25 protein-coding genes are annotated in these 26144 nt (G+C 36.6%); 17 read left to right on the top strand and 8 right to left on the bottom strand.

Going from position 1 to position 26144, the window contains the following annotated elements; genetic code table 11:
- The first annotated feature begins 46 nt into the window (after nucleotides 1-46).
- Nucleotides 47-4372, top strand: coding sequence for a pectate lyase (gene pelA, locus CEF19_RS21915; protein ID WP_100408016.1), 4326 nt, complete (start codon nucleotides 47-49; stop codon nucleotides 4370-4372).
- A gap of 148 nt (nucleotides 4373-4520) precedes the next feature.
- Nucleotides 4521-5462 (top strand): AAA family ATPase, encoded by a 942-nt coding sequence (locus CEF19_RS21920; protein WP_100408017.1) that lies wholly within the window; start codon nucleotides 4521-4523, stop codon nucleotides 5460-5462.
- A gap of 103 nt (nucleotides 5463-5565) precedes the next feature.
- Here CEF19_RS21920 and CEF19_RS21925 read toward each other — a convergent pair whose 3' ends face one another.
- Nucleotides 5566-5763: a hypothetical protein gene (locus tag CEF19_RS21925; protein ID WP_100408018.1), complete on the bottom strand. Its 198-nt coding sequence runs from the start codon at nucleotides 5761-5763 to the stop codon at nucleotides 5566-5568.
- 195 nt (nucleotides 5764-5958) lie between these two features.
- Here CEF19_RS21925 and CEF19_RS21930 point away from each other — a divergent pair, with 195 nt between their 5' ends.
- The 6 genes from CEF19_RS21930 to CEF19_RS21955 all read left to right on the top strand — a co-directional run bounded on the left by CEF19_RS21930 (nucleotide 5959) and on the right by CEF19_RS21955 (nucleotide 12695).
- Nucleotides 5959-7719 carry an ABC transporter ATP-binding protein gene (locus CEF19_RS21930; protein WP_100408019.1) on the top strand — a complete coding sequence of 587 codons (1761 nt, stop codon included), beginning with the start codon at nucleotides 5959-5961 and terminating at the stop codon, nucleotides 7717-7719.
- 2 nt (nucleotides 7720-7721) lie between these two features.
- Entirely contained in the window at nucleotides 7722-9458 is a 1737-nt protein-coding gene (locus tag CEF19_RS21935; protein WP_100408020.1) for an ABC transporter ATP-binding protein, read from the top strand.
- Nucleotides 9459-9573: 115 nt separating this feature from the next.
- Nucleotides 9574-10521 carry a DMT family transporter gene (locus CEF19_RS21940; RefSeq protein WP_100408021.1) on the top strand — a complete coding sequence of 316 codons (948 nt, stop codon included), beginning with the start codon at nucleotides 9574-9576 and terminating at the stop codon, nucleotides 10519-10521.
- A 204-nt stretch (nucleotides 10522-10725) separates the two neighbouring features.
- A complete protein-coding gene (locus CEF19_RS21945; RefSeq protein WP_100408022.1) occupies nucleotides 10726-11157 on the top strand; it encodes a VOC family protein in 432 nt (143 codons plus the stop codon).
- 214 nt (nucleotides 11158-11371) lie between these two features.
- Nucleotides 11372-11890, top strand: coding sequence for a DUF2243 domain-containing protein (locus tag CEF19_RS21950; protein ID WP_100408023.1), 519 nt, complete (start codon nucleotides 11372-11374; stop codon nucleotides 11888-11890).
- Nucleotides 11847-12695, top strand: a complete 849-nt coding sequence (locus CEF19_RS21955) for a cytochrome c oxidase assembly protein (protein WP_100408417.1) — start codon at nucleotides 11847-11849, stop codon at nucleotides 12693-12695. The genes CEF19_RS21950 and CEF19_RS21955 overlap by 44 nt, the downstream gene beginning before the upstream one ends.
- 499 nt (nucleotides 12696-13194) lie before the next feature.
- Here the strand turns inward: CEF19_RS21955 and CEF19_RS24055 are convergent, their stop codons facing one another.
- The 3 genes from CEF19_RS24055 to CEF19_RS21960 all read right to left on the bottom strand — a co-directional run bounded on the left by CEF19_RS24055 (nucleotide 13195) and on the right by CEF19_RS21960 (nucleotide 14494).
- Nucleotides 13195-13326 (bottom strand): hypothetical protein, encoded by a 132-nt coding sequence (locus tag CEF19_RS24055; RefSeq protein WP_264755148.1) that lies wholly within the window; start codon nucleotides 13324-13326, stop codon nucleotides 13195-13197.
- Nucleotides 13327-13431: 105 nt separating this feature from the next.
- A complete protein-coding gene (locus CEF19_RS23395) occupies nucleotides 13432-13596 on the bottom strand; it encodes a hypothetical protein (protein ID WP_157801057.1) in 165 nt (54 codons plus the stop codon).
- A 40-nt stretch (nucleotides 13597-13636) separates the two neighbouring features.
- Nucleotides 13637-14494 carry a type II toxin-antitoxin system SpoIISA family toxin gene (locus CEF19_RS21960; protein ID WP_227522126.1) on the bottom strand — a complete coding sequence of 286 codons (858 nt, stop codon included), beginning with the start codon at nucleotides 14492-14494 and terminating at the stop codon, nucleotides 13637-13639.
- A 469-nt stretch (nucleotides 14495-14963) separates the two neighbouring features.
- On the opposite strand from CEF19_RS21960, the gene CEF19_RS21965 reads away from it, so the two are divergent.
- The 3 genes from CEF19_RS21965 to CEF19_RS21980 all read left to right on the top strand — a co-directional run bounded on the left by CEF19_RS21965 (nucleotide 14964) and on the right by CEF19_RS21980 (nucleotide 16775).
- Nucleotides 14964-15314, top strand: coding sequence for a hypothetical protein (locus CEF19_RS21965; protein ID WP_100408025.1), 351 nt, complete (start codon nucleotides 14964-14966; stop codon nucleotides 15312-15314).
- A 104-nt stretch (nucleotides 15315-15418) separates the two neighbouring features.
- Nucleotides 15419-15934, top strand: a complete 516-nt coding sequence (locus CEF19_RS21970; RefSeq protein ID WP_100408026.1) for a type 1 glutamine amidotransferase domain-containing protein — start codon at nucleotides 15419-15421, stop codon at nucleotides 15932-15934.
- 595 nt (nucleotides 15935-16529) lie between these two features.
- The gene (locus CEF19_RS21980; RefSeq protein ID WP_100408028.1) at nucleotides 16530-16775 is read left to right on the top strand and encodes a hypothetical protein; all 246 of its coding nucleotides are present in this window, start codon (nucleotides 16530-16532) and stop codon (nucleotides 16773-16775) included.
- A 51-nt stretch (nucleotides 16776-16826) separates the two neighbouring features.
- Here CEF19_RS21980 and CEF19_RS21985 read toward each other — a convergent pair whose 3' ends face one another.
- The 4 genes from CEF19_RS21985 to CEF19_RS22000 all read right to left on the bottom strand — a co-directional run bounded on the left by CEF19_RS21985 (nucleotide 16827) and on the right by CEF19_RS22000 (nucleotide 19722).
- On the bottom strand, nucleotides 16827-17465 hold the full coding sequence (locus tag CEF19_RS21985; RefSeq protein WP_100408029.1) for a GDSL-type esterase/lipase family protein: 639 nt from the start codon (nucleotides 17463-17465) through the stop codon (nucleotides 16827-16829).
- 271 nt (nucleotides 17466-17736) lie between these two features.
- The gene (locus tag CEF19_RS21990; protein WP_100408030.1) at nucleotides 17737-18123 is read right to left on the bottom strand and encodes a DUF350 domain-containing protein; all 387 of its coding nucleotides are present in this window, start codon (nucleotides 18121-18123) and stop codon (nucleotides 17737-17739) included.
- A 24-nt stretch (nucleotides 18124-18147) separates the two neighbouring features.
- A complete protein-coding gene (locus tag CEF19_RS21995) occupies nucleotides 18148-19374 on the bottom strand; it encodes a glutathionylspermidine synthase family protein (protein ID WP_100408418.1) in 1227 nt (408 codons plus the stop codon).
- A 9-nt stretch (nucleotides 19375-19383) separates the two neighbouring features.
- Nucleotides 19384-19722: an aminotransferase yhxA gene (locus CEF19_RS22000; RefSeq protein WP_100408031.1), complete on the bottom strand. Its 339-nt coding sequence runs from the start codon at nucleotides 19720-19722 to the stop codon at nucleotides 19384-19386.
- Between the two features lie 131 nt (nucleotides 19723-19853).
- Here CEF19_RS22000 and CEF19_RS22005 point away from each other — a divergent pair, with 131 nt between their 5' ends.
- From CEF19_RS22005 to CEF19_RS22030, 6 genes are all read left to right on the top strand, one after another.
- Nucleotides 19854-20315, top strand: a complete 462-nt coding sequence (locus tag CEF19_RS22005; RefSeq protein WP_100408032.1) for a hypothetical protein — start codon at nucleotides 19854-19856, stop codon at nucleotides 20313-20315.
- A 533-nt stretch (nucleotides 20316-20848) separates the two neighbouring features.
- Complete coding sequence (locus tag CEF19_RS22010) at nucleotides 20849-22405, top strand: spore germination protein (protein ID WP_100408033.1); 1557 nt, start codon at nucleotides 20849-20851, stop codon at nucleotides 22403-22405.
- Between the two features lie 71 nt (nucleotides 22406-22476).
- Complete coding sequence (locus CEF19_RS22015; RefSeq protein WP_227522128.1) at nucleotides 22477-23586, top strand: Ger(x)C family spore germination protein; 1110 nt, start codon at nucleotides 22477-22479, stop codon at nucleotides 23584-23586.
- Between the two features lie 27 nt (nucleotides 23587-23613).
- Nucleotides 23614-23856, top strand: coding sequence for a hypothetical protein (locus CEF19_RS22020; protein WP_100408035.1), 243 nt, complete (start codon nucleotides 23614-23616; stop codon nucleotides 23854-23856).
- Between the two features lie 54 nt (nucleotides 23857-23910).
- Nucleotides 23911-24999 (top strand): GerAB/ArcD/ProY family transporter, encoded by a 1089-nt coding sequence (locus CEF19_RS22025; protein WP_100408036.1) that lies wholly within the window; start codon nucleotides 23911-23913, stop codon nucleotides 24997-24999.
- A gap of 288 nt (nucleotides 25000-25287) precedes the next feature.
- Entirely contained in the window at nucleotides 25288-26127 is an 840-nt protein-coding gene (locus CEF19_RS22030; RefSeq protein ID WP_100408037.1) for a ThuA domain-containing protein, read from the top strand.
- Nucleotides 26128-26144 lie beyond the last annotated feature (17 nt).

The following is a 26144-nucleotide window of genomic DNA, read 5'->3' on the forward strand; positions in this document are numbered from 1 at the left end:
GCTCTTATCTTAGATTTATAAACTAACTGATTGAAAGGAGAAATCAATGAAACCATCTAAACGAATTAATAAAATGGGAAAAGTATCTTTTATCAGTGTTTTCACGGCAATGAGTGTGATGTCAACCGTTCCTTTGACAAAAGGAGTCTCTGCAGAAGAAGGGGAATTAAACACCGTAGTTGAAAGTGATTTTGAACAAGAAGAAGTTGGGGCTGAACCCTCAGGATTTACAATCGCCGAAAGCGGTGGAACGGTTCGTATCTCAGAGGACCCAGAATCCTCAAATAAATATGTTCACTTGAATGATACAAGCGAGCAGACGAATGTCCTCTTAAGTAAAAGTTTTGATGCTGTTAGTGGATTAGTAACTTTTCAAATGAAATTTATGCAACCAGAATATACAAGTGCATCAAAGATTGCCAGAATAAAAGGGGAAGGAAGTACGGCTGTTGTTATTGAAACTAATTCAGGAAATTTGACCTATCGTCATGGAGACCAAACTCATGAACCATTAATAGCAATTGAAGAGAATAAGTGGTATGACATTGAAGTAATCATGGACGTTGATGGGCAAACTGCAGACGTAAAAATAGATGGCGACCTTAAAATTGAAGCAGCCCCTTTTCACCAAACTGCTACCGTCATTGATTTTTTTGAATCATTTACACCTAATAGCAAAACAATCGGTCATTTCATAGATGATATTTCTGTTTCAGGGTTCCCTCCCGTTGAAGAACAGCCAGAAGAAGATGACAACTCACAACCTGATGATGAGGAACCAGGGGATTTAACTGGAACGGGTATCTATGAAGCCGAGGATGCAAGCCTACATAATGCCATCATCGATAATAAACATGTTGGTTTTACAGGTTCAGGATTTGTTGATTATGCGCCGAATGCTCCAGGTGGGTATATTGAGTGGGTAGTTGATGTCCCAGAAGATGGTGAATACACATTAGATTTCCGTTATGCTCATGGAGGAACCGATAAACGCCCTGCTGAAATTCAAGTGAATGGAGAAGTTGTAGAAGAAGAGCTACCTTTTGATCCTAGTGGAGACTGGGCAAACTGGATTACTACCTCGACTCAAGTACATTTAAAAGCTGGAGCAAACGTTATTCGTGCTACAGGAAATGCATCGAACGGTGGAGCAAACATTGACCACTTGAATGTCTATAAAGAGGTTGATATTTTAAGTGAAGCAGAAGATGCAGTGCTGAAAGACGTCATTGTTGATAACAAGCATGTCGGATTTACTGGTACAGGCTTTACAGATTACAATCCAAATGCTCCAGGTGGATGGATTGAATGGACTGTTGATATCCCGACTACTGATGAATACACACTTGAATTTAGATATGCACATGGTGGAACGGATAAACGCCCTGCTGAAATTCTAGTAAACGGAGAGGTTGCGGAACCTGAATTAGCATTTGATCCAACAGGTGATTGGGCTGGTTGGAAGACCACGACGATGACCGCGACATTAGAAGCTGGAGAAAATGTCATTCGGGCAACTGGAATTGCAGCAAACGGCGGTGCGAATATTGATCATCTTCGTATTCATAATAAATCCTCAGAGTCCGAGGAAATTGTAGAATTAGAAGAAGTAGAAGTGACTGACATCATGAGCGGCTTACAAATGAAAAAGTTGCAAAATATTGGTCTACTTGTAACGGAACAAAAACCTGAAAATGAACCTATTTCCAAAATTGAATTTATGTCACTCATTAACGATGCATTCGGCTTTACGAATGAGGAAACATTCAAAAATCTAGGTCTTGATTCACAGGTTGGTGAGGTTACGTTAGATAAGTGGTATTCATATGTGCTAGAAGCGGCACAAGCAGCAGACTATATCTCTTTTGACCATGATGGAAAAGTCAATCCAGACGATGCATTAAATCGTCAAGAAGCAGCAAATATGATTGCAACAGTGCTTGAATTATCTCCTAACACAGTAGGATCCGTAGCAAGAAAAGGCTATATGGATAATGAAAATGGTGGCTTTAGCCCTGAAAAGAACATGTCTATCGCAGAAGCAAAAGAAGTGGTAAAGCGTATGGTGGCGGATAGTGAAAATGTGTCCACTGAAGTGAAAGTGGTAGGCGTTCATTCTGTTTCCCCTACTATCGTCGCTGTAACGTTGAACAGCTTTATTGAAGAGTTTGACTTCGAAGACATTTCGATTGTTGCTCCAACAGGAAAATGGGAAACATTAAATCCAGGATTAAAGAATCTCCCGATAACTAAGGCCTCTCAAGGTGTTAATAAATTTGGTCAAACCGTTTTACTCTTTGAAAGTCGTGATGCTTGGAATGAAGAGGCAAAGTTTAACTGGGATACGGAGCAGTCTAAATTTTCAGGTGATCTTGAAGCTGCCATTGAAGAGGCTAATAATATCGTTTCATGGCAAATGGATCATGGTGGATTCTCTAAAGGAACTAATTATAGCAGTGCGTGGGACGGGACTCGAAGCCGTTCAGTATGGCATAGTCCAAATGGTGAAGAGCTAGGAATGATTGATAATGACGCAACCATAAAAGAACTTAATTTCCTTGCTCAAATTTACAACGAAACTGGAGACGAGCAATTAAAAGAAAGTATTTTAAAAGGCTTTGATTTTCTGTTCACATTACAAGTTGAAACAGGTGGCTTCCCGCAAGTTTATCCGGAACGAGGAACACCTGGTAGTAACGTTCAGTATTCAAATCATGTAACATTTAATGATGAAGCGATGATAAACGTTCTAGACTTAATGGAAAAAGCGTCAAACAAGTCCTATCCATTTAATGGTGACTTAGTAAGTGATGAATTAGCGGAACAACTTAAGGAATCAATTGAAAGAGGTATTGACTATATCCTTAAATCGCAAATTGAGGTTGATGGAGTATTACAAGGCTGGAGCGCCCAGCATGACCGCGATACTTACGAACCTAGAGGAGCACGGTCATATGAACATCCTTCCTTATCAGGATCAGAAGCTGTAGGTATTGTTAGATTTCTCATGAGTAGACCTGAACAAACTCCTGAAATTAAGCAAGCAATCATCGGTGCCCTCGAATGGTTTGATGAAGTGAAGCTTGAAGGAATCCGTTATATAAGTGGTGATCCAAAGGGGGAATATTTTGTTGAGGACCCGAACGCGGTAACGTGGTATCGCTTCTACGAAATTGGTACAAATGAGCCGATTTTCTCTGGACGTGACGGTGTCATCAAACGGACAATTCAAGAAATTGAGCAAGAGCGTCGTGATGGCTATTCATGGGCAGGGAATTATGCTGAGCAATTATTAGAGGTTGCAAAAACCACCGGTTATTTCCCAAATAAGGTATTTGCTCAGGTAAACAATACAAACTCTGTAGATGCTGAGGGAAGAACGCTTGTAGCGGGGGATACAAAACAAATGGAAGATTTAACGGAGCAGTTGAAACAAATAGAAAATGACATTACTGTCGATCAAGCAGGTGAAGGGGATTATGAAAATGTGCAAGCGGCGATTGATGCCATACCAAGTAATAATACAGAACCCGTCACCATTCATATAAAAAATGGCGTGTATAAGGAAGTGGTACGCGTTCCTGCCGATAAGCCGTTTATTACGATGATTGGTGAAAATGAAACGGAAACAATTATCACGTACGATAATTATGCAGGCAGAGAGAATGGTGTGGGAGGTACTCTTGGTACAAGTGGAAGTGCAACCGCCTTCTTACAAGCTGATGATTTCACAGCCGAAAATCTAACTTTTGAGAACTCTTTTGATGAAACCACCGACACAAACGGCAAGCAGGCTGTTGCTGTTAATTCAAGCGGTGAAAGAATGACGTTTAAACAGGTTCGATTCTTAGGAAATCAAGACACACTGCTTACTAATGGAGGAACTCAATACTTCTATCAAAGCTATATTGAAGGGGATGTAGATTTCATCTTTGGTGGAGCTCGTGCTGTATTTGAAGAGACTGTGATCCATTCATTGGACCGAGGATCATCCTCAAATAATGGCTACATTACAGCAGCTAGTACGATGATTACCGAGCCTTATGGTTATATGTTTATTGATTGTGAGTTAACAAGTGATGCAGCACCAGGTACGGTATACCTAGGAAGACCGTGGCATCCAAGTGGTAACCCAGATGCGATTGCTAGTGTTTTGTTTAGGGATAGTTATTTAGGGGAGCATATCCATCAACAAGGTTGGACAGATATGTCAGGTTTTTCAGCAGCGGATGCTAGATTCTATGAATATAATAATTATGGACCAGGTGCGATTCAGGAAGAGACTGAGTCAAGAACATTATTAACAGAGGAAGAAGCCTCAGAATGGACAATTGAGAACGTGTTGAAAGGATGGAATCCAAAAGCTGAATAAAAACTAAAAATGGTTTCAACAAAAGTTAGGGTGAGTTCAAAGGTTTCATAACCTTTGAACTCACCCTATTAGTGTCCTAACATAACAGTGGAAAATTTTGAAACATATGATTTTTTCAATCGTAGTTATAGATAGAGGAGGGATAACCGTGATTGAAGTATTAAATCAAGAATTAAAGGTTGCGAAGGAAAAGCTATGGAAGAAAAGAAAATATCAAGAACATTTTAATAGGATGTCATCCCACTTAAAAGAAGAACAAAAGAAGACGGTAAAATTAAAAGAGCAACTAAAAAAAGAACAGCAGGATGTTGAACGATTAGAAGGTCTAAGTGTGGCTAACCTTTTTTACTCTCTCACTGGACGTAAACTTGAGAAGGTAGATAAAGAAAAGCGAGAATTAATAGCTGTTGAGCTCAAATATCAGGAGGCAACGAAAACGATCGAAGATGTAACCCATGAATTAGAAACTTTGAAACAAAAGCTTCTGTCTGTCACAGATGCAGAACCTATGTATGAAGAATTATTAAAGAAAAAAGAAACACTTATTCATAGTCATGATTCGTTGTTAAGTGAAGAATTATATCATTTGGTTGATTTGGAGGCAGAATTAAGTGCTAGTCTAAAGGAATATGATGAAGCACTCTCTGCAGGAAAACAAGCGCGTGGTTCACTTGAACGCGCACTTGAATCATTACATAAAGCTCAAGGCTGGTCTACATGGGATATGATTGGTGGCGGGGCTATTTCAACGGCGATTAAACATAGTCATATGGACGATTCTCGTGATGAAATCCATCAAGCACAACGAGAGCTTCGACTTTTTCAAGAGGAGCTTCAAGATGTTAATAATCATGCCAAAGCAAACTTGGATATAGGTGGTTTCTTGACATTTGCCGATTACTTTTTTGATGGTTTTATCGTCGATTGGTTTGTCCACGGTCATATTCAAGACTCTCATGAACATGCGTCTACAACGTTAAAACAAACAAATGATATTTTAAACAAATTACATAAACAAAAGGAAAGTGTCAGAAATAAATTATTAAAAACTGAACAGGAACGAATCAAGTTTGTTGAACAAATCAGCTAATAAAATGAAGTGTAAAAGCAAAGTGTCCAAATAAGAATTTACTTGGACACTTCTTTTTATGATTAGGAGGTAAAAACTGTAAGCGTTATTAAAAAGAAAATAGTTAAATTAAGAATTTATTACAATGTGGACAAAGAGATTTCAAATAGTCTTCCGCAATCGTCTTACTACAATTTTTGCAGGTTCGCATCGATTCATCATCCACTCTTGAACCTAATCCTTTGTTCTTTTTAGAACTAATAATCAGAACAATCACCGCTATTACAACAACGACCAGTAAAATGGCTAACCATAATGACATCTCTAATCATCTCCTTGTAATTTACTAGAGGTGTTTCCTTACATTCATACTCCAAATTTCGCACCTTAAGAACTCTGCATTGAAAAAACGTTTAATTACTAAAATAAAATTGTAACTATATAATTGTAAATGTTTCTATAAATTGGTATATTTTTATAATAGTTAATTTAATTTACAGTATGACAAGGGGGTCCCATGTTAAAAAAAGAAGAAAGCACTTATACATCTCTAACAGTCTACTATTGGACTCTTTCGTTTTTACGACCTTACTTATTAAAATTATTTCTTCTCATCCTATGTGGGTTTATGATTACCGGGGTCGAGCTAGCAATACCTAAGTTCATCCAATATTTTATTGATTCTATTCTAACTGAACAGCAATCAGATCTGTACATAAATTTAATCGGTTTGATTACGATATTTGTCGTAATTATGATTGCGTTTACTGCGTTACGTAACTTGATTCAACGTTCATTGCAAGAAAAAGCTTCCCGTGATATGCAGTATTCGATTTACTCACATCTACGCAAACTAGGCTTTGCTTACTTTGAAAAGCACCCCGTTGGTGAAAGCCTCTCCTTAATGAATACCGAGGTCGCCTCTCTTCAAAGCTTATATCGGCAATTTTTTCCGGGGATGATTAATGGATTAATTTTTTCAATTATTTCGATCACTTTGATGGCAACAATCAGTTTAAAATTAAGCCTCATCCTCATTCCAAGTTTTTTTCTATATTATTTATTTGGTCCTTATCTTGAAAGAAAAGCATCTATTTTCGGCAAGAAATTGGCAGATGATCGTGTTCGTTTTAATCAAAAAATATATGAAAGTATTGCTTCACTTAATGACATACGTGCAAATTCAGCAGAATCTTGGGATCTTCATAGTGTGAGGGAGCGGCATAAACTGTTAAACCAAACAATGATAAAAACGTACTGGTTTGCCTATTGGAGAGGCACAAATCGGCGAATGTCCTATTACATAGGGGGTGTAATTATCATCATCTACGGTGTCCATCTTTCACGAGCAGGAGAATTATCAACGGGAGCATTTGTTGCTTTTCTTCTTTATTATTTTCAAACGATGCATATTTTAACAGTGGTCGTGACGATGATTACCGAACAAAAGGTTCTTATGAATCAAGCAGAAAAACTTTATAAATTTATAAAGATTCCCGCCGTTGTTCAGGAAGCTAAACAAACAGAACGGATCGGTAAGGTACAAGGGAATATCACCTTCGAAAATGTTTCTTTTCAGTACCAAAAAGGACCGAGGGTGTTACATGCGTTTAATTTACATGTAAAAGCAGGAGAAAAAGTGGCTTTAGTCGGATCAAGTGGCAATGGTAAATCGACGATCTTGAAGCTTATTAACCGCTTCTACGATCCTACTAACGGAAAAATTTTCTTAGACAATATTCCCATAGATAAGCTTACCTTTGAAGACTTAAGAGAAAATCTAGGTTTTGTATTTCAAGAAACGTATCTTTTTGGAGCGAGCGTCCGGGAGAACATTTTGTTCGGTAGACCAGATGCAGCAGAAAACGAAGTTATCGATGCTGCAAAAGCTGCCTTCGCTCATGATTTTATTAGTGAATTACCTCAAGGATACGAAACTTTACTGGGCGAACGTGGGGTAAAGCTATCTGGCGGTCAGAAGCAACGAATTTCAATTGCCCGGATGTTTATAAAGAACCCTCCTATTATTCTCCTTGATGAAGCAACTGCTTCCCTTGATACAATTAGTGAGAGAGAAGTACAGGCTGCTCTTTATCGCCTCATGAAAGGAAGGACGACCATTACTGTCGCTCATCGATTATCAACGATAAAGAACTATGACAATATTGTTATGGTCGAGGAAGGTCGTGTATTTGAAAGCGGCACGTTTGCGGAATTGATGAATCAACAAGGTGCTTTCTATCGACTAGCCGATGGAAAGACGTTAGAAGGTGCATAGACATGAAGAATAATAGTAAATGGTTAAGTAGGTATGTATCTCCTGTCAAGGGATTAGTGATTTTAGCTACGCTCCTTATGATTGCAGAAAGTTATGCTTTTTTAGCAACAATTGGACTTCAACAAACCTTGATTGATGATGTACTTATTGCTCGTGACTATGACAGCTTAAATCAAGTGTTACTTCTTATTATTGTAGCTTTCATCGTCTACTCCTTTTTATTTACATTTGGGCCACATATGATTCATAAATCAAATGCTGCGATTACTGAGAATTTGGTTCATGATTTTATGCGTTATATGTATCAAATTCCTACCTCCTCTTTACACAAAGAACGAACAGGTTCCTTTGTTCACTATGTGGTTCATGATATAGGAACGGTTGGAGGGATGATTGGAAATGATGTGCCTAGAGGACTTCAGCAGCTAGGAGCAGCGCTCGTGTTATTTTTCGTGGTTGGTATGTATAGCCCTGTTATCTTGATATTTAGTCTCGTTTGTTGTATCGCCTATGTTTTTTTAGGACGTTATTTTTCAAAAAGGCTGAAGAAGAGAGCAAAGGACGTTCAAAATGCACGCTCCAATTTAATTGTCCATATGGAAGAAGGGATCTCCTCAACAAGAGAGGTCATTGCTTACCACCGAATGGATTGGGAAAAACGGATTTACGATAGATATTTTGCTGGTTACTTTGATGCTGTAATGAAAGAAGGAAAACTCATTAACTTGCAGCTTATCAGCAGTGAACCGATAAAGTGGGGAGTAACAATTTTTATTCTTGCGTACGGCGGGTATCTTGTTCTCCAAGGGCAAATGACGATCGGAACATTTGTTATATTGTATCAATTTAGTAATCAATTAGTCTCAACCTTTCAAAATCTCTTTAATTTGGTGATGGGCTTTTCAGGAAAACTGGCGAGCTTAGAGCGAGTTCGCAACGTAATGGATTCGCCAACTTGGAAGAATGGTACAAAGAAAATCAAGACAAACGTAAAGTCACTTCAATTAAAAGATGTTCACTTCAGTTATAGTGAAGGTACAAACGAAATTATTTCAAATTTGAATCTAGATATACCGATTGGTAAGAAGGTGGCAGTCGTTGGAACAAGTGGTGGGGGGAAATCGACAATTGCGCAGCTTTTGGTACGGTTTTATGAACCAACCAAAGGGAATATCTTTGTTAACGAGGACCGTCTTTCTAACATACTTCGTAAGGATTGGTTAAATCGGGTAGCCATTGTCTTTCAAGAACCTTATCTTTATCCAAATTCAGTAAAAAATAATATTCTCATGGGTAAGGAAGGGGTAACCGAGTTGGAGCTATATCAAATTTGTCAGGCTACCCAAATTCATGACTATATCCTTTCTTTACCTAATGGCTATGAGACAATTATTGGTGAACGTGGTATTTCATTATCTGGGGGACAACGGCAGCGAATTGCCATTGCAAGAGCACTAATTCGAAATCCCGAAATTCTAATCCTAGACGAAGCCACTTCAGCACTAGATTTAATCACAGAGAGAGTCATACAATCGAACATAGACCACTATAGAAGAGGAAAAACAACAATTATCATTGCACACCGATTATCAACAATCCAAAACTCTGATTATATTTTGGTTTTGGATCAGGGTCGTCTTGTCGAACAAGGTACGCATATCGAATTAATAAAAAAAGGAACAGTATATCAAAGCTTAGTTCAATCGGAAGAAGAGACGTCAATAAGAGCTACAGTGTAACATATAGTGTGAAGCTGGGTACTAGAAAAAACTAACGAAATAATCTGCTCAGATTCCACTGAAGTCGGTGAGGCTTGATTATTTTAAATTAAAAAATTAAAGGAGCAGATAAATTTTGTCCAAAGAGTTTTTGGGTTCTATCCAAATCACCTTAGCAATGTTGATTATTGGAAGTTTTATTGTCGTGAATAAAGTTATTACTGAACGATTTCCAGTTTTTTTGGCATCTGAACTGCGGATGATTATAGGTGGGGTCATATTGGTTTCACTCCTATTTATCTATGAGAAAGGTTTTCCGAAAATTTCAAAAAGAGATTATAAAATATTGTTCGTTCAGAGTTTCCTTGGGGTATTTATGTTTAGTGTGTTATTAATGTATGGTCTTAAGCTAACCACTGCGGTAGAAAGTGGCATTATTACGAGTATTACCCCTGCAATTGTTTCGTTAATTTCCTTTTTTCTTTTAAAGGAACGTTTATATCGGAACCAAGGAATCGGCATTTTTTTTGCATTACTAGGCGCACTAATTATTAATGTAGTGGGAGTGTTTTCTAATATAAATTGGACGATGGACTCTTTAATTGGAAATGTGATGATATTAGGGGCAGTTGTTGGAGAAGGTGTTTTTGTTACATTTGGAAGATTAGTTTCTTCGAAAGTTAGTCCTCTTCTTATCTCTACCATGACGGCATTATTTGGCGCTGTTTTGTTTTTACCTTTAGCAATTTATGAAGCCACACAATTTTCTTTTTCATCTGTATCTTCCGTTGATTGGTTGTTAATTCTATACACAGGAGTCGTGGTCACAGTTATTGCTGTAGTGTTGATGAATCAAGGGGTGAAAAAAATCCCTGGAAATTCCACTGCAGTCTTCACTGCGGTCATGCCACTAAGTGCAGTAGTGTTTTCTTACTTTTTTCTTAGTGAGTCAGTTTATTGGTATCACTTTGTCGGGATCCTTTGTATTATTACTGGAATTTTATTCATAGCTGCTAGGGACTCTTCAAAGGCAAGCATTGTTTCTTCAGTGGATAAAAACAACGAACAAAAAATCTTGCTTTAAGTTTGAGTAACACTCTATAAGAATTTTAAATTAAAGTAGCTTATGTTTTTGAACAACTATAAAGTATCGACAGAGTCCGATTTTCTATATGTCACGGGATAGTTTAATAAGTTTGTTGTATTCATTTGAAAAATATGGTAAAGTAAATACGAACATTAGTTCTGTGTATTGAAAATCAATATTATTAAAAGAGAGGTGTTTTTGATGATTTTAGAAATTTATCCTTATTTGGTTTTAAACGGGAATGGACAAGAAGCTGTTAAGTTTTATGAAGATGTATTGGAAGCAAAAGTTCTTGGAGTTCAAACGTTTGGAGATATGCCTGATAATCCCGAATACCCTACTCCTATGGAAGCAAAAGATCGTATATTAAATGCACACTTGAAAGTCGGTAATACAGATTTAATGCTTTCTGATACATTTCCAGGTCAGCCCTATCATATTGGCTCGCAAGTCACGATAGCTATTATCATCAACGATGTCGAAAAATCTAAAAAAGTATTCGAGAAATTACAAGAAGATGGTCAAGTTATCATGTCGCTCCAAGAGACTTTCTGGAGCCCTTTATACGGACAGGTAATAGATAAATTCGGAATAACCTGGCAAGTTTCCACACAAACTGCTGATAATAAATAATATGAAGAACACCAAAGCTGCTTCGGCAGCTTTTTCTAGTTCAGTTCATGAGAGAGTTCTATTATCTTACAGCTTATTTATTAAGTAGGCCAAGACCAATATCATTAAATGTATTGGGCGATGATTACTTCGTATTTTTCTGGGGTAACATGTTAAGGGTGTATACTTCTGTATCTACCTTCAGGTCTAACCAAAATAGTAAGAGGTGTATTAGATGAGTCTAGAATCAGGTTATGCTAAAAATAATTCAAATTCTTTTAACAAGTATTTACATTCTACTCGGAATTTATGGTCTGGTATTTTGTTTGGATTAGGATTAATAGCATTTTTTGATGAGGTGGTTTTTCATCAACTATTAAGATGGCACCATTTTTATGATAAATCGACAACTGATTTAGGGTTGTTTTCAGACGGTTTGTTCCATGCATTCAGTTGGTTTGCAACCATTGCGGGCTTATTTTTATTTGCTGATCTTCGGCGCCGAAATGGTTTATGGCTTACGAGATGGTGGGGGGGAGTTTTTCTTGGAGCAGGATTCTTCCAATTATACGACGGTATTGTGCAACACAAACTTTTGCAATTACATCAGATCAGGTATGTAGAGAATGTGGTTATCTATGATTTTATATGGAATATGATTGCTATAGTTATGATTGTAATTGGCCTCCTTCTTATGTTCCGCACACAGCATGGCAAACCAAAAGAAGGAGTTGTTTCAAGTGAGCGTGCATGAACATCTCCCTCTTATTCACAATCATGATGTAATAGGAATTATTCCCCAGATCATCTTGATTATCCCGTTTTTGATAGCGCTCATTGCTTATATAGTTGCTGTCTTCATTTCAAATCGTAAATACAGACATTGGTCCCTCTATCGTACTCTTAGTTGGGTGGTTGGAATCGTCATTGCGGTCGTTGCAGTATCTGGTCCCGTAGCCGAGCGTGCGCATGTAGACTTCACGGCACATATGCTTGGACATTTGTTCCTTGGGATGCTAGCTCCGCTTTTGCTCGTACTTGCTGCACCAATGACCCTTCTTATGCGTACTCTTAATGTCACTTTAGCTAGGCAACTATCCAGACTGCTAAAGACTGTACCCGTTCGAATTATAAACGATCCGATTGTTGCTACTTTACTCAATGTAGGAGGCCTATGGGTTTTATATACGACTGATTTATACTCAGCCATGCACGAAAACCTCATTCTTCATGTATTTATACATGTTCATGTGTTTTTAGCTGGGTTTTTCTTTACTCTTTCAATGATTTATATTGACCCAACACCACATCAAACTAGTTATGTCTACCGTTCCATTATCTTGGTATTTGCAATGGCTGCTCACGGCATTTTATCAAAATATATCTATGTTAATCCACCGTCTGGAGTATCTCTATCTCAAGCCGAAAGGGGAGGTAAGCTTATGTACTACGGGGGAGATGCTATAGAGATATTACTTATTTTAATTCTTTGCGTACAGTGGTATAAAGCTAGTCGACCTCGCCATTCTTTAGTGAGCGATACATATTCAATAAGTTAATGTGAGGGGGAAGCTAGAATTCGACGAAATCTTGCGAGAGCAGACATTTGCTTCCTCACAACAAATAAGTAGTTCTCTGGAAGAAGTAACAGATAGTTCGAATCATCTCTCTAAATTAGCTGAAAAGCTTAATGGTTTAGTTCGTCAATTTAAACTATAAATCAGTTTAGTTGTATTGAGTTCCTTAGAAACAAATAAAGGAAAGTATACAGGAAATGGAAATGGCACCGAACGCTACATTGCTTAGAGGGTGTGTTATAAGGTAAAAAAGCGACGCTGAACTAAAACTGAGTACGAACTATGTTATAAAAGTGACGACTTATACAATTGGGAAGTTGTCGGTACAGGTATTACAGGCTTTCCGATGAAGGAGCTAATGTATTTTATTGGGAATCACCTAAAAAAAGAACAAAATAGCGAATAGGGATGGGTCGTTTAATTTAGAGTTAGAGCGTTCGTCACATATCAGCACTAGGACCCTGAACTGTATTGGTCACCATTAACCAAACATACCTTTAAAAGCCCTTATCTTCGTTAAAGCCTTTTGGTTTTCTTTGTCCATTTTCGTCTCGCCTGTAAAGCGAGTTACTTTTTTGGGAACTATTTTTTTTGTTGGTTTTGCCTTTGACATATTCGCTCCTCTTTTCCTGTATAGTATCTTATTATTAATCTACACAAAAAAAAGAGGAAATATTAATAAAAAAAGCAAGATGCTTTTTGACAGCATCCTGCTTTTTTACTGATTATTAATATATTTCATTACCTTATTATTAAGCTTCTGAACATTATGAGACATTCGACTTGTAGATTTTTCAGATAGGTGAGTGACTTTTCTCCCCCTAGAAAGCTCCGTTTTTTTTACTTTTGAACTTCCTTCTTTAACTCTCAATTTTATCGCCATTTAAAAAACCTCCTTTTGAAGTGGTCTTTTTACCATTATATCACAAGTCTAAATCAAATGTATAAAAAAGCACGATTAGATTGGTGATATGAATAGCATCAACTTCTAACAGTTCTCCTTTTTCATTTTTTAAGATAACTATCATGTTTCCGTCGTCTAAATAGATGGGAACAATCATACTATCTTCACTAATTAATGAAACAATTTCCGATTGAAACAATGACTCTGCATAGACTTCTTTTTCTTTCCCAAATTCAAACGAGTTTAGCCGTTCAATGTCGGAGAGAACTCTCTTGATTCCTTCCAAAAACCCAAAATTATCGGCAAGAGAATTTATTTCAGCCTCCTCTAATCCTTCTTTTTGTTTGGAAGAGAGGTGAGTAGCCTCTATAGGATCATACTCTAAATCCCACAGTTGAACCAGAAAACCGTATTTCTCTGCATACATCCGAAGATACTTTTCTAATTGCTTCTTTTTATCTCTCAATTCTTCTTTTTGAAGTTCACTAAAATATGTTCCGGCGTCTTGAATCATTTCAGACATTGTTCCAACACGCCTCATTGTACCTTTTTGAATTTTTCGGTTTGTCATAATGATATTTTCAACATAGTCGCTGTATTGAAATTCTGTATTCCATATCTTCATGATACTAGGCGTTAACAAAAGAGCAAGGTCGATAAAGATGACGATAGCGGTTAAGGTCAATAAGAACTGCCAATTTGACAGCTTTACTTCATTCACCAATAAACCTACTATGATAGCTCCAATAAATAATGTATAGAGTGCCTTTCTTATTGTTCTTAGTGACAAGTGATATTTTAACGGAGAAAAAAAGAAAAAAGCAAAATTCCCCACCACAAATACTAACATTATCACGATATACGCCTTAAATGCCACCAATGATTCATCTCCTTTCTTTATGTTTGTATTACTAGTTTAAAAAAGTGCACCGTATCCTTTCATATTAAACTACTATAATTTAGTAGGAAACCCATTTTTCTATTCAATATAAAAAAAGAAAGTTTGTATGGAAGTGGATTATACATAACAAGCAGCATACATGGCGGGGGAAAGAGCACGGTACTTTTCAAACTTAGCTACGTATTAACATGAAATACTCTCTTGTTGAGTCACAATTCAAGTGAAAACAAATGGTTTTTTATGGTAAAATTAACGGTAAAGGCGTGAATGAATTAGGCTTATGCAAGAATATAGAACTAACTTTCACAGATGATAAGTAGTGGTTTTTGACGATTGAAATCAACTCTATTCTTGACGAGAATAAATCCTTTTCCAATGTTCATGTAAAAAGGAAAAGAGTTATTATGATGAAAAGAAATCTTCAACGGATAAGGAGAAGACAGCAATGAAAAGTGAAGTGATACTAGATTTTTGTTTTATGCGAATCCCAAAAGATGGTTTTAGACAAGAGATTTTAAATCAATTAAATCAAATATTTGGAGATACAATTCATTGGTTTTTAGATGTTTATGAAGAGGCAGATATGGAAATTGTCATTGCGGAAATTCGTAGTATGGGGATTTGGAAATCGGAGAAAGAAATTATTTATCATTTGAAAGAGAACGGTACCTCTGACTTTTTGGAATGGCTCAAAGGTTATCGAATGAAGATATATCCAAAAGAAAAAGGATGCAACAGTGGTACCAATTTAATTGAAAAAATCGAAAAAATATCTAATGAGAGTGCGTTTCTATGATTAACAGATAAGAGTTTCACTTTAAAATAGTATATTTTAGAATAGGTTTATCATTTTTCTTACCGGGTATTTTATTACTAGTCTTGTATAGGAGTGTGATATGCATGAGTAAGAAAATAGCAGTAGTGCTAACAGATTTATTTGAGGATTCTGAGTATACAAAACCAGCACAAGCATTTAAAGATGCTGGCCATACTCTTGTAACTATTGAAAAAGAAAAAGGAAAGCAAGTTACAGGGAAGAACAAAGAAGAAACTCTTACAATTGATAAAGGAATTGATGAAGTAAGCGTATCTGATTTTGATGCCTTATTTATTCCTGGTGGCTTTTCACCTGATATACTTAGAGCGGATGACCGTTTCGTGGCGTTTACAAAAGAATTTGCAGAGAGCAAAAAACCCATCATGGCGATTTGTCATGGTCCACAACTTCTTATTACAGCGGAGGTGTTAGAAGGCCGAGATGTGACAGGATTTAAATCGATTCAAGTCGACTTAAAAAATGCTGGAGCTAATCTTCATGACAAGGAAGTCGTTGTATGTGGCGGTAATTTAGTAACAAGTCGTAAACCAGACGATATCCCTGCGTTTAATGAAGAGTCACTTAAAGTGTTAAGTTAAAGAATAGGGTTGTGTCATAAGGGCGGTTTTTACCCTATGACACAACCCTTTTAATGATTTTACTAGATTACATAGTATGAACTAAATTTAATAGATAAATGAGAGCACCAGTAAAAAAAGAATCCATTTTAACAAAATGAGCAGGCGCGCAACGTGTGGAGCCATTGCTTCTTCCTCGAATCTGCTAAAAGGGACTTTTTCAGGGGCCTCGGTTTATTATAAGTTTTTCACTAATTTATGAAGAAGGTTGTGTCTCAAAAGGTCGGTTTTTCACCTTGTGGCACATCCGGTTTTGAGTCTATAAAAACCTTTTTTATGAGAAGGTATCCGTTGAAATAATTCAATGACATCAAAAGCATTTGTAAACCTTGATATATTGAGGTTTATTTTTTGTACATATAATAACCATTATGGATACGAGACTAAAAATATCGACAAATCTAAGGTTGGTACAGACAACAAGGCTCTAACATGGATATTCACAAGTGAAAATTATGATATTGAAAAGAAAAAGACGCTAAATATTCAAGAGCCCAAACATCCTCGAGGGGAGAGAATACCATGGTAGTGAGTAATTGAATGAAGGAGGAGAACAATGGATAAGAAAAAGAGCGCTGAGGTATCAAATGCATCTAAAGAAAAAGCAGAAGAAGTAAAGGCTGCTACAAATGAATCGGCTAGAAAAGAATTTATTGACCCATGGGAACAACTATTATTTGGTGGAAGAAAAAAAGAGCAACCTCAAGAAACTCAAGATACAGAAAGACAACAAACGAAGGTAGAAGGTAATGAGGATAGTGAAAAAAGTGATGGTAAGGAGAAAGGGTTTTCTTGGATATAGGGAAAATAGTCAATTAGGTAACTAATTGACTACTTTTTATCTTTTGAAGACTTAAACATTTAAAGGAAAATACCCTGATTTTGCTAATTGTTCAGCAATTACGTGATATCCGTTTTCGTTAGGGTGTATTCCTCCAAACGACAATAGTTTCTTTCCATGCTGTTGAAAGGTTGGATATATGTGGACAATTTTAACACTGCTAGAAGTAAAGGAATCAAGAATATGATTAACTTGTTGAACCCAATAATCACTATAAGGAAGATGCGGGTAAGGATTATATAATCCAATAATGCGAATGAAATATGAGCATACTGGGGAGTTAGATTTTATAGCATTTATATCAGCAACGATATTTTTGAAATTACCATATAGCAGATGGAGTGAGTTTCGGAGAAAACGGTTGTCATTTGATTTACTATAAGCACGATATGCTTGTAGTAAATCGTTTCCTCCAATTGTAATAGTAATGATATTGGCTTGCTCAATTCCTCTTCGTACATACTCATTTTTAAGGATTTTTAATAACTCATTTGACGTTAGACCTTTTCTAGCAAATTTGTTTGTGTTTACAGGGACGTTGAGAGTAGTTTCAGTCATCTGATCGTACCTTTGAACAAAACCTGCTGAGAAGGAAGCTCCAATTCCTTCAGTTAATGAATCACCTATAGCGGTATACGTTATATGATTCAGCGCTTTTCCTCCTCCCTAGAAAATTAGCTCTTATTAATATATGAAAAAGGTTAGTTCAAAGTGCAGGCCAGAAACCAGAGTAAAATATGGAAAATACAGAGAAAAAATCGAGGAACTATAATCTATCCAATCGTATTTGAGTTAGCAGGTAACATAATAGAGAATCGACAGTAAAGAAGCAAAGTTAAGTTACCTGTACTAAGAATATTTACTCACAAATAATATAAAAAAAGGATTGCCTAGATGACTTGGGGCAATCCTTTTTGATTACTTAATAAGTCAAGCATCCTGCTACCAGTAATCCTACTGCAATAGATAATAGTAAAAGAAAGATACCTACAGCTTGATTATCTTCATCAATAGCTTTCGTGATGTTGAATTTCGGGGTTAAGAGCTCTGCAAGATAAAAGACAACAATTTGAGCAACAATCCCAATCGAACCCCAAATTAGTAAATCCATAAGATTAAGAGAGTGAGCAGACGTAGAATAAAGAACTAGACCTAACCCGACTAAGCGACCACCAAGGACATAAGCACTTGCCTTATTTCCTTTAGCGATTAAAGTGAATTCTTTATTTTTTGTCGTTAACTCCATAAGAAACAATCCAACAATAAGCAACCCAACATTAACACCTAAATAAAGTAAAAAGTTTATCATTCATAATCCTCCTAAGTTTAAAGTTTATTTAAAACCAATAGGTAAGAAGTAAGATTCATTACCTGTAATTTTTTCACCAGCACGAACACCAATCGCACTCGGTTGACCCGCAAGGAGAAAAGAACCAAACATATATGATAATTTTTCTAATCCTTTTTCGGTCTCTAGTGTAACGGTAGGTAAGCTTACATATTTTTGATAAATTGGTAATTCATCTTCATAAGTTTGCATCGTGTTTTTTTCAATAGTTTGAGAATCGTGATGAATCGTGATGGTATCTCCTTCTCTTCCAAAGGATGGTTTTTTTACAAAAGGCATTCTACCAATAAAAGGTCCAGCATCTAAGTATGTAGGTAACATGTATTGATAAATTGATTTCTGTTCATCTTTTGTATAAAAAGAGCCTTCTTCAGCTAACCCCCAAATCAAAGCCTGTATCGCTTTTGATTGAAGTAAAAACGATGAGATAGGGTTTAATATTACTAGTTTTTTTCTCTTCACTAAATGAAGTAATTGAATTCCTACCTTATCCTTCGATGCTTCATCTACATCATTAATTAAATGTTCTAAAGGATAGGTTTGCCGATAAAGCACATCAATTACATTACCGCTTGGATCTATAAGGGAGTCCTTTGTGATTTGTAATTCAGATAGGGGAATCAGCTGGCACGGAACTTTCGCACAAGAAGCTAAGTACACAGTAGTATTCCAATCTTCTTGATGATCGTTATGAGCTGTAAAAACAATGTTGGGCGTATGTTTAATATCCTTTATGCTTTCTGTAATAGCCTTATTTAATACAGCAGATAATTGCTTTTCATAGTTTTGATTTGGTTCTTCAAATCCAAAATGTTTCGATACATGGCCGTTTATTTTAAAACATTCCATGATGAAGGTAGGTGTATCAGAATTCAACTCTAAAAGTTTAAGCCCTTCATTAGTAGAAACAAAATCAAACCGAGAAATAATTGATTCAGGTAACAGTGATTTAAACCGTAAGAAAGGGACGCTTTCTTTTGGAAAACCAAGTTCAATTAAGGTCTTGTCTGGTAGCTGCCGCAGTAAAGTAGAGGTTTTAAAAAAGATATCACCCATCTTTTTTGTAGCGATTCGTATTTCTTGTATGAGTTCTTTTTCAACTTCTAATAGATGATACAAACTATACTCACCGTTAAGATCGTACCAAAACTCTTGAAATTGGGAGTAAAATTCTAATCTATTACGCTTGTATAATGTCCTGTTCGTTAACATCTCCACACTTTAACCTCCGAAACCACCTGTTGTTCCTGAACCAAATCCACTCTTTGAAGTAGCATTTTTGTAAGTAGATGATGATTTATATTGGCTGTACGCAGAGCTTTTTACCAAACTTGATTTACTTTTGTAGCGTTTTCCATGTAAAAAATAATGACCATAGTAATCAGAATCGTCGTCATCACATTCCCAAACCCCTAAATCTCCATCAAATTCCCAATCGGAGCAATCATCTGTGTCAGGTTGTTCAGGTAAGGATGCCTGAGTACCGCATCCTGTTAAAGTTAGGGATAAAATAGTAGCACTGGCCCCAGCAATTAACCTTTTTGTCTTTTTGGATTCCATGTTTCTCCTCCTTATCTCTTTTCATACACTTAGTTTAACAAATATAGTAAACTGATAGATAGCACAGAAAAGTTTTTTTTCGAAAAATACCGAAATCCCAGTAGCTGAAAGAGAAGAGGGTAGATAGAATAATGAAATTAGAATATCGATTAGATAGTAAAGAAGAAGATTATCCAGCCCTTTGGCTTTACGATAACTTATCTGTAAGTGAACTGGTCTCTAGGATGACATGCGAATATTTTGTTATCGAAGGAAATACCTATCATGTGATCATGACTGCAAAGGAACCCGAGAACCTGACTGTCATTTACGTAAAAAGAGAAGAATTCAAAAATAATAGCGGGGATTTTAAATACGATTTAATCGGTTTCGAATATAAAGAAGTTATCGAAAAAGATAATTATCAATTAATACAAACGAAAGAACTTGAATCGCATGATGAAGCATTACTGACCTTACATTGCGATGCGGTATATTTAGAAAAAGATGGTTCACTAAAGGAATTTAAAGTGGATAGCAGAGAAATTGATGAAGATCGTAAATGTTACGTTTATTATGGGACATTTTCAAATATGGTTTTAGCGTATGAGTAAAAAACAATAAAGACCTAGCTATAAATACCGAGAACCCCACATTCAGTTGTGATGAAGAACCTCTTTGAACGTATGTCATGTTGACAGAGGAAATTACAATATATTTGTAAAATTAGACAACTAATTTAGGAGAAAACGTCAAGCTTTTATAAGCTTGGCGTTTTCTAATTAAAACGCAAATTAAAATAGGAAATACAATTATGTAGATTACACATTGGAGATTATAAAGCTGAGTTAACGGATAGTGGAGGAGGAATAATTGGTTGATCCGTGGTAGTAGTCTAGCGAATCCTTCTTCATTATTTTCGAAAGAAAGAGGATTACTGACCAAACTACAACAGTAATTTATAGCTCGATCGACGTGGACGTGTTGGGCGATTGAATGAGATTGTCCTGTCCCCTTCAACCAATTATAGTCGTAAGACCTTGGCCCAACATTTGGAGTATAAATTTAGTGATTTTTGTGGACACTAAAATAAGTAACCTTAATTGAGTAGTAATTAGGAAAAGTCGGTCGTCAAGGGGTAATTCTAATGAAGGATTTAGTAGGACTCAAAAAAAAACATAACAAGCATACATCTTCACACTTTAATATCCCTGAAAAGAAATTAGAATCAGAGAATAATCAAATTTCCCAAGATATAGATGAAAATTTTCGTCAATTGAAAGAGATTTTTTCTAACTGTTATGATCTCACTTTTTATTCATGGGGTTATGGACCTGAACTTTCGCATAAGGCATTTTCTGTTTATTTTGAATCCCTTACATTGGATAAAACGATAAATTATATGAAATACTCCATGCAGGATTTATTGGATCGTGAAGTAGGGCCTGCAACATCAATTGAACCTGAACATGTCATTTCCTTTTTTGATAATAACGGAGTTTCCGCTAAAAATGCTCGAGTACTAACAGATTTCAATCAAGTAATCAGTAATATCTTAAAGGGACATGTCGTTATCTTTTTCGATATGTGGGATCAGACACTCAGTTATGATGCATCTTCGGTTGAATCAAGGCAGGTTAGCGAACCTATAGCAGAATCAGTGGTTCAAGGTCCTCGTGAAGGAACCGTGGAGAATTTATATAAAAACATCGGTTTGATTCGGACTAGGTTAAAAAACCAAAATTTAAAGTTTGAAGTAATAAAATCAGGTGGAAAAGCACAAACAGAAGTTGCTTATAGTTTTTTCGAAGGTGCTGTAGATCCAGCGACTCTGTCTGAATTTAAAAAGCGAATATCTCAGGTAGAAAAAGTAGAGATATTGGAAACCTCCTATGTCGAGGAATGGATAGAAGATTCGACCTATTCTCCTTTTCCGCAACATCGTTATTCAGAACGACCAGACGTCGCTGTTTCCGCATTATTAGAGGGGAAGATTATCGTTTTAGTACAGGGGACGGGTTCTATTTTAATTTGTCCGGGACTGTTTGTTGAGTTTTTCCAATCAAGTGAAGATTATTATCAACGAACAGTTATTTCAACATTAATTCGTCTATTAAGAATTATGGCGTTTTTTATTTCTTTAAATTTGACAGGTATTTATATTTCTTTATCAACCTTTCATCCTGAATTAATTCCTACTGTTCTCTTACTGGCAATTATTGATTCGCGTGAAGGAATACCATTTCCCACAGTTGTGGAAGCACTTGTCATGCAATTTTTCTTCGAATTACTTCGCGAAGCTGGAATTCGACTACCAAGACCAGTCGGATCAGCAGTAAGTATTGTTGGGGCGCTTGTCATTGGTGAAGCTGCCATTACTGCTGGAATTGCCTCTCCGATTATAGTTGTAATCGTTGCATTGACTGGAATCGCATCGTTTGCGATTCCTCAATATACGATCGCAATTCCGTTACGTATTATACAATTCCCTCTTATGATTATGGCAGCTTCAATGGGTTTGTTCGGAATGATGATAGGACTCATTTGGTTGATGTTACATTTGACAAATCTGCGTACGTTGGGTCAGCCCTATTTAGCTCCTCTAGCTCCTATGCGACCAAGACAACTAATGGATGTTTTTGTTCGTGCTCCTTTAAAGACTTTGTTTCGCTCGCCACGAAGTCGGTACTCACATAAACAGTAAGAGAGCATTCTACCTAGGAGAAAGGAGAGTGTATTGACAGGATGAAATTATTTTGCATTAAAATATGGTTTATGTTCTTGCTCCTAATTCTAGCCGGGTGCTGGAACCAAATCGAATTGTCAGAAAGAGGGTTTGTTATGGGAGTCGCATTCGATGAAGAAGAAGATGGAAACATCAAAGTGACAACACAGGTATACAAACCTGTACAAACATCAGGGAACCAGGCGACTAGACAAGGGCCCGCCTTTGTCAATATTGAGACAAGCGAAAAAACTGTTTTTCAATCTATTCGTTCTATACCTAATAACCTAGGGCGAAGGACACAATGGAGTCATCAACAGATTCTGATTATTAGTGAAAAATTTGCTAGAACACATAATATTAAGGAAGTTTTGGATTTTTTTATCAGGGATCATGAACCAAGACTTAATAGTTATTTATTAATAACTAAAGACGAGGCCCGAACATATTTAGAAACTGAGCCACACATTGAAAATACAGTAAGTCAGGAGTTTAAACAAGCGATTCGTTCTTCCGCTGAAATTTCTGCTAGAACAGTTGATATGACGCTATTAAAGGTTTTTTTAGATTTGCGTAGCGAAACAGAGAATACAGTTATCCCTTATTTTATTACTAGTGGACCAACGGATAAAACAGTAGAAGGAGTAGCACTAATTCAAAATGGTAAAATGATCGATACTTTAACCTCTGTTGAAACTGAGGATTTAGTTATGCTAATGAATGAATACATAAACGGAATTATCGAAGTACCCTGTCTTAATAATGAAAACATGATGGAAACACTTGAAGTGATTTTAGCTGAAACAAAGATAGAAACAACTCCCAAAGCAGATTCAATTAGTGGACATATAAAAACAAAGCTTGATGTAATTATTGGCGAACTAAATTGTTCAGACTTAGGGGATGAAGAAGCGGAGAAACTTTTTATTGAAACTGTTCAAGATACATTGAAACAAAGATTGAAGAAAACACTAAAGAAATTACAAGAGCAAAAAGTTGATGTACTGGGAATAGGCAATCAGGTTTACCGAAAAGATCCAAGGCTATGGAAGGATATAAAAGAGGAATGGGATGAGCATTTTGCGCGTACCTCATTTGACATCGAAGTCGAGGTCAGAATTTCCGATAGTGGGATGTTTATTAGTAAACCTAGTTTCTAAAAGTGAGCTAGTGAGGAGACGATAAAAGTGTTCGAAAAATTAACCGTTTTAGTTATCATATTTATTGCTGCTATAGCCTATGAAACACCGAAATTAAGGCATGCAGAGCATCGTGAACGTATTGTTTACAGTTGCATAATGTTAGTAGCCGTGTATTTCGCAATTGATTACCTGTTGGCGAAAAATCTACCAGATCCAGTCGATTTCCTCGATTGGACAATAACTGAACCAGCTAAAATAATTGTTGGCTATTTGGAGGGTTCTTCATAATAAGACATATTGCATTGAGCCGATATAAATTGCTTTGAAAAGAGAGGTATTAAAGTGAAAGAACAGCAGACGATTTCTTCACGTCAAATGGCAATACTACTTTTCGCTTTTATGACTGGTTCTTCTATTATTAATGTTCCTGCTCCTTTAATTGGGATTGCCCAAAATGGTTCTTGGATATCATTATTAATTTCAATGGTATTCGGTATGTTGATACTCACTTGTGTGTTGTATTTGTATCGAAAGCATCCTAATATGACTTTTGTTGATTATAGTCGGAAAACTGTTGGCAACACATTAACTGTTTTACTTGCAATTCCTTTTATTATCACTTTGTTTTTAATTATTTCATATATTGTGTTGGATGTGGGAGGCTTTATGGTCTCCACAATGATGAGAGAAACCCCACTTTACATGTTTCATTCGCTTATTATCCTTACTTCGGCTATGACAATACGGGCTGGTCTTGAAGTCATGACTAGAATTTTTGTTATATTTATATGTTTTTTACTAGGTTTTGTAGGTATTATTCTGTTACTATCTATCCCTAATTATCACCCGGAATTTGTCCTGCCTATACTTCCGGACGGGATCATGCCGGTTATTCACGGAGGTTATTTTACTTTCGGTTTCCCATATTCCGAAATCATTATATTTACAATGGTTTTTCCCTTCATGAAAGAGGAGAAAAAAACAAAGATGGCCCGGTACATGTATACGGCCATTATCCTAAACGTGATCGTTTTAATTATCGCTACAATCTGTACAATTATGGCTTTTGGACCTATAGCAGGTGAGATGAAGTATTCTTTGTACTCGCTTTCGCGATTAATTAATATAGGGGAGTTCTTAACAAGAATTGAGTCGGTCATCGGGATTTCCTTAATCGCAGGTTCATATATGAAAGCAACCATCGCATTGTTTGTGCTTAATCTAATGATAACAAAATTATTTAAATTGAAGGACAATAAAATCTTGATTTTTCCAATTTCGATAATTTGCTTTTTGCTCACCCTCGTCATGTTTGATAATGAATCGGAACTGGTTGAGAAAGTACTCGTGGTTTTGCCACTCACTCACCTAACTTATACCGTTACGCCTGTGCTTCTGGTCACAATCGCAACAATGTTCAAAAGAAAATGAGCTGTGTGTCATTAAATATAAGTGAAACCAACTGAAAGCGAGGGGGAAGGCTATACCTGAAATGAAATTGCTCTAAATTCGAGAAAGCTCGAAGCAGTGAGCTTAACCGTTGCGTTGGTGTGAGAAGTGGCTTATAGAAGAAACTTTCTTTGGAATGTGGAATAGCACTATTATAGCAAAGGTTTAGTCTAATTTGGTTGGCATAATCTACCTACTTTTTCATATGAATGATACAGAGATTTAGTCATAATTGCTACTGCAAAGTCTGGTAACGAAAGGAAGTGGATTATGAGACTTTATATTGCTGATGATGGCGAGACTTTAAAAGATATCGCAGACCGGCAGAATATCACGCTAGAAAAACTCACTTCCCTCAACTCGCATGTGTCAAATCCAAATGAAAACATTTTTGGATGCCAAGTCAACCTCCCACCATTACCAATACATCAGATTGAACAGAGACATAATACATCCTCTCGTCAACAAAGGTCAAGAAAAGCAATAATTGTTGCAGGAGGATGGGAACCACATAAGCCAATGGAGATTGCTGAGATATTGGCTAGGTTATTGAAGCAGGAAAATTTTGAAGTTGAAATTGTTAATACCTGGGAAGTTTTTAATGATAGAGCAAAAGTGATGCAGATGGACTTAATTGTTCCCAATTGGACAGAAGGAACCATTACTCCACAACAACTTGATAATTTTTTGGATGCTGTCAATAATGGTACTGGAGTGGCCGGTATGCACGGCGGGATGGGGTATACATTCCCCACTGAGCTGAGGTATCAGTTTATGGTAGGCGGAGTTTTTGTTACGCATCCTGGAACCCGCTTCAAAGTGGAAATCACGAACAAAGCTCACCCCATTACCCGTGGACTGTCGGATTTCGAGGTGATCGACGAACACTACTACATGTTGCTTGATCCTGCAATCGAAGTTCTGGCAACTTCTTATTACGAGAGCTATCCTCCTGAAGTATCAAAACCTGTTTACATGCCTATAGTGTGGACGAAAAAATACGGTAAGGGACGCGTGTTTTACAACTCAATTGGCCATTCGCCCGAAATTTTACTAATGCCTGAAGTCTTGACTCTAATGCGGCGCGGAATGGCTTGGGCCGCTAGATAATTTATACCGCGATGTCA

This window comes from Bacillus solitudinis (assembly GCF_002797395.1).
In the GTDB taxonomy this organism is placed as follows: Bacteria; Bacillota; Bacilli; order Bacillales; family Bacillaceae_D; genus Halalkalibacter_A; species Halalkalibacter_A solitudinis.

Coding starts and splice junctions, on each gene's coding strand:
- CEF19_RS21965 (WP_100408025.1), top strand. CDS start 14,964: ATGAAAAGTGAAGTGATACTAGATTTTTGTTTTATGCGAATCCCAAAA.
- CEF19_RS22000 (WP_100408031.1), bottom strand. CDS start 19,722: ATGGAATCCAAAAAGACAAAAAGGTTAATTGCTGGGGCCAGTGCTACT.
- CEF19_RS23395 (WP_157801057.1), bottom strand. CDS start 13,596: ATGGCGATAAAATTGAGAGTTAAAGAAGGAAGTTCAAAAGTAAAAAAA.
- CEF19_RS24055 (WP_264755148.1), bottom strand. CDS start 13,326: ATGTCAAAGGCAAAACCAACAAAAAAAATAGTTCCCAAAAAAGTAACT.
- pelA (WP_100408016.1), top strand. CDS start 47: ATGAAACCATCTAAACGAATTAATAAAATGGGAAAAGTATCTTTTATC.
- CEF19_RS22010 (WP_100408033.1), top strand. CDS start 20,849: ATGAAGGATTTAGTAGGACTCAAAAAAAAACATAACAAGCATACATCT.
- CEF19_RS21930 (WP_100408019.1), top strand. CDS start 5,959: ATGTTAAAAAAAGAAGAAAGCACTTATACATCTCTAACAGTCTACTAT.
- CEF19_RS21950 (WP_100408023.1), top strand. CDS start 11,372: ATGAGTCTAGAATCAGGTTATGCTAAAAATAATTCAAATTCTTTTAAC.
- CEF19_RS21990 (WP_100408030.1), bottom strand. CDS start 18,123: ATGATAAACTTTTTACTTTATTTAGGTGTTAATGTTGGGTTGCTTATT.
- CEF19_RS21945 (WP_100408022.1), top strand. CDS start 10,726: ATGATTTTAGAAATTTATCCTTATTTGGTTTTAAACGGGAATGGACAA.
- CEF19_RS21955 (WP_100408417.1), top strand. CDS start 11,847: ATGGCAAACCAAAAGAAGGAGTTGTTTCAAGTGAGCGTGCATGAACAT.
- CEF19_RS21925 (WP_100408018.1), bottom strand. CDS start 5,763: ATGTCATTATGGTTAGCCATTTTACTGGTCGTTGTTGTAATAGCGGTG.
- CEF19_RS22015 (WP_227522128.1), top strand. CDS start 22,477: ATGTTCTTGCTCCTAATTCTAGCCGGGTGCTGGAACCAAATCGAATTG.
- CEF19_RS21980 (WP_100408028.1), top strand. CDS start 16,530: ATGGATAAGAAAAAGAGCGCTGAGGTATCAAATGCATCTAAAGAAAAA.
- CEF19_RS21970 (WP_100408026.1), top strand. CDS start 15,419: ATGAGTAAGAAAATAGCAGTAGTGCTAACAGATTTATTTGAGGATTCT.
- CEF19_RS21995 (WP_100408418.1), bottom strand. CDS start 19,374: ATGTTAACGAACAGGACATTATACAAGCGTAATAGATTAGAATTTTAC.
- CEF19_RS21935 (WP_100408020.1), top strand. CDS start 7,722: ATGAAGAATAATAGTAAATGGTTAAGTAGGTATGTATCTCCTGTCAAG.
- CEF19_RS22005 (WP_100408032.1), top strand. CDS start 19,854: ATGAAATTAGAATATCGATTAGATAGTAAAGAAGAAGATTATCCAGCC.
- CEF19_RS22030 (WP_100408037.1), top strand. CDS start 25,288: ATGAGACTTTATATTGCTGATGATGGCGAGACTTTAAAAGATATCGCA.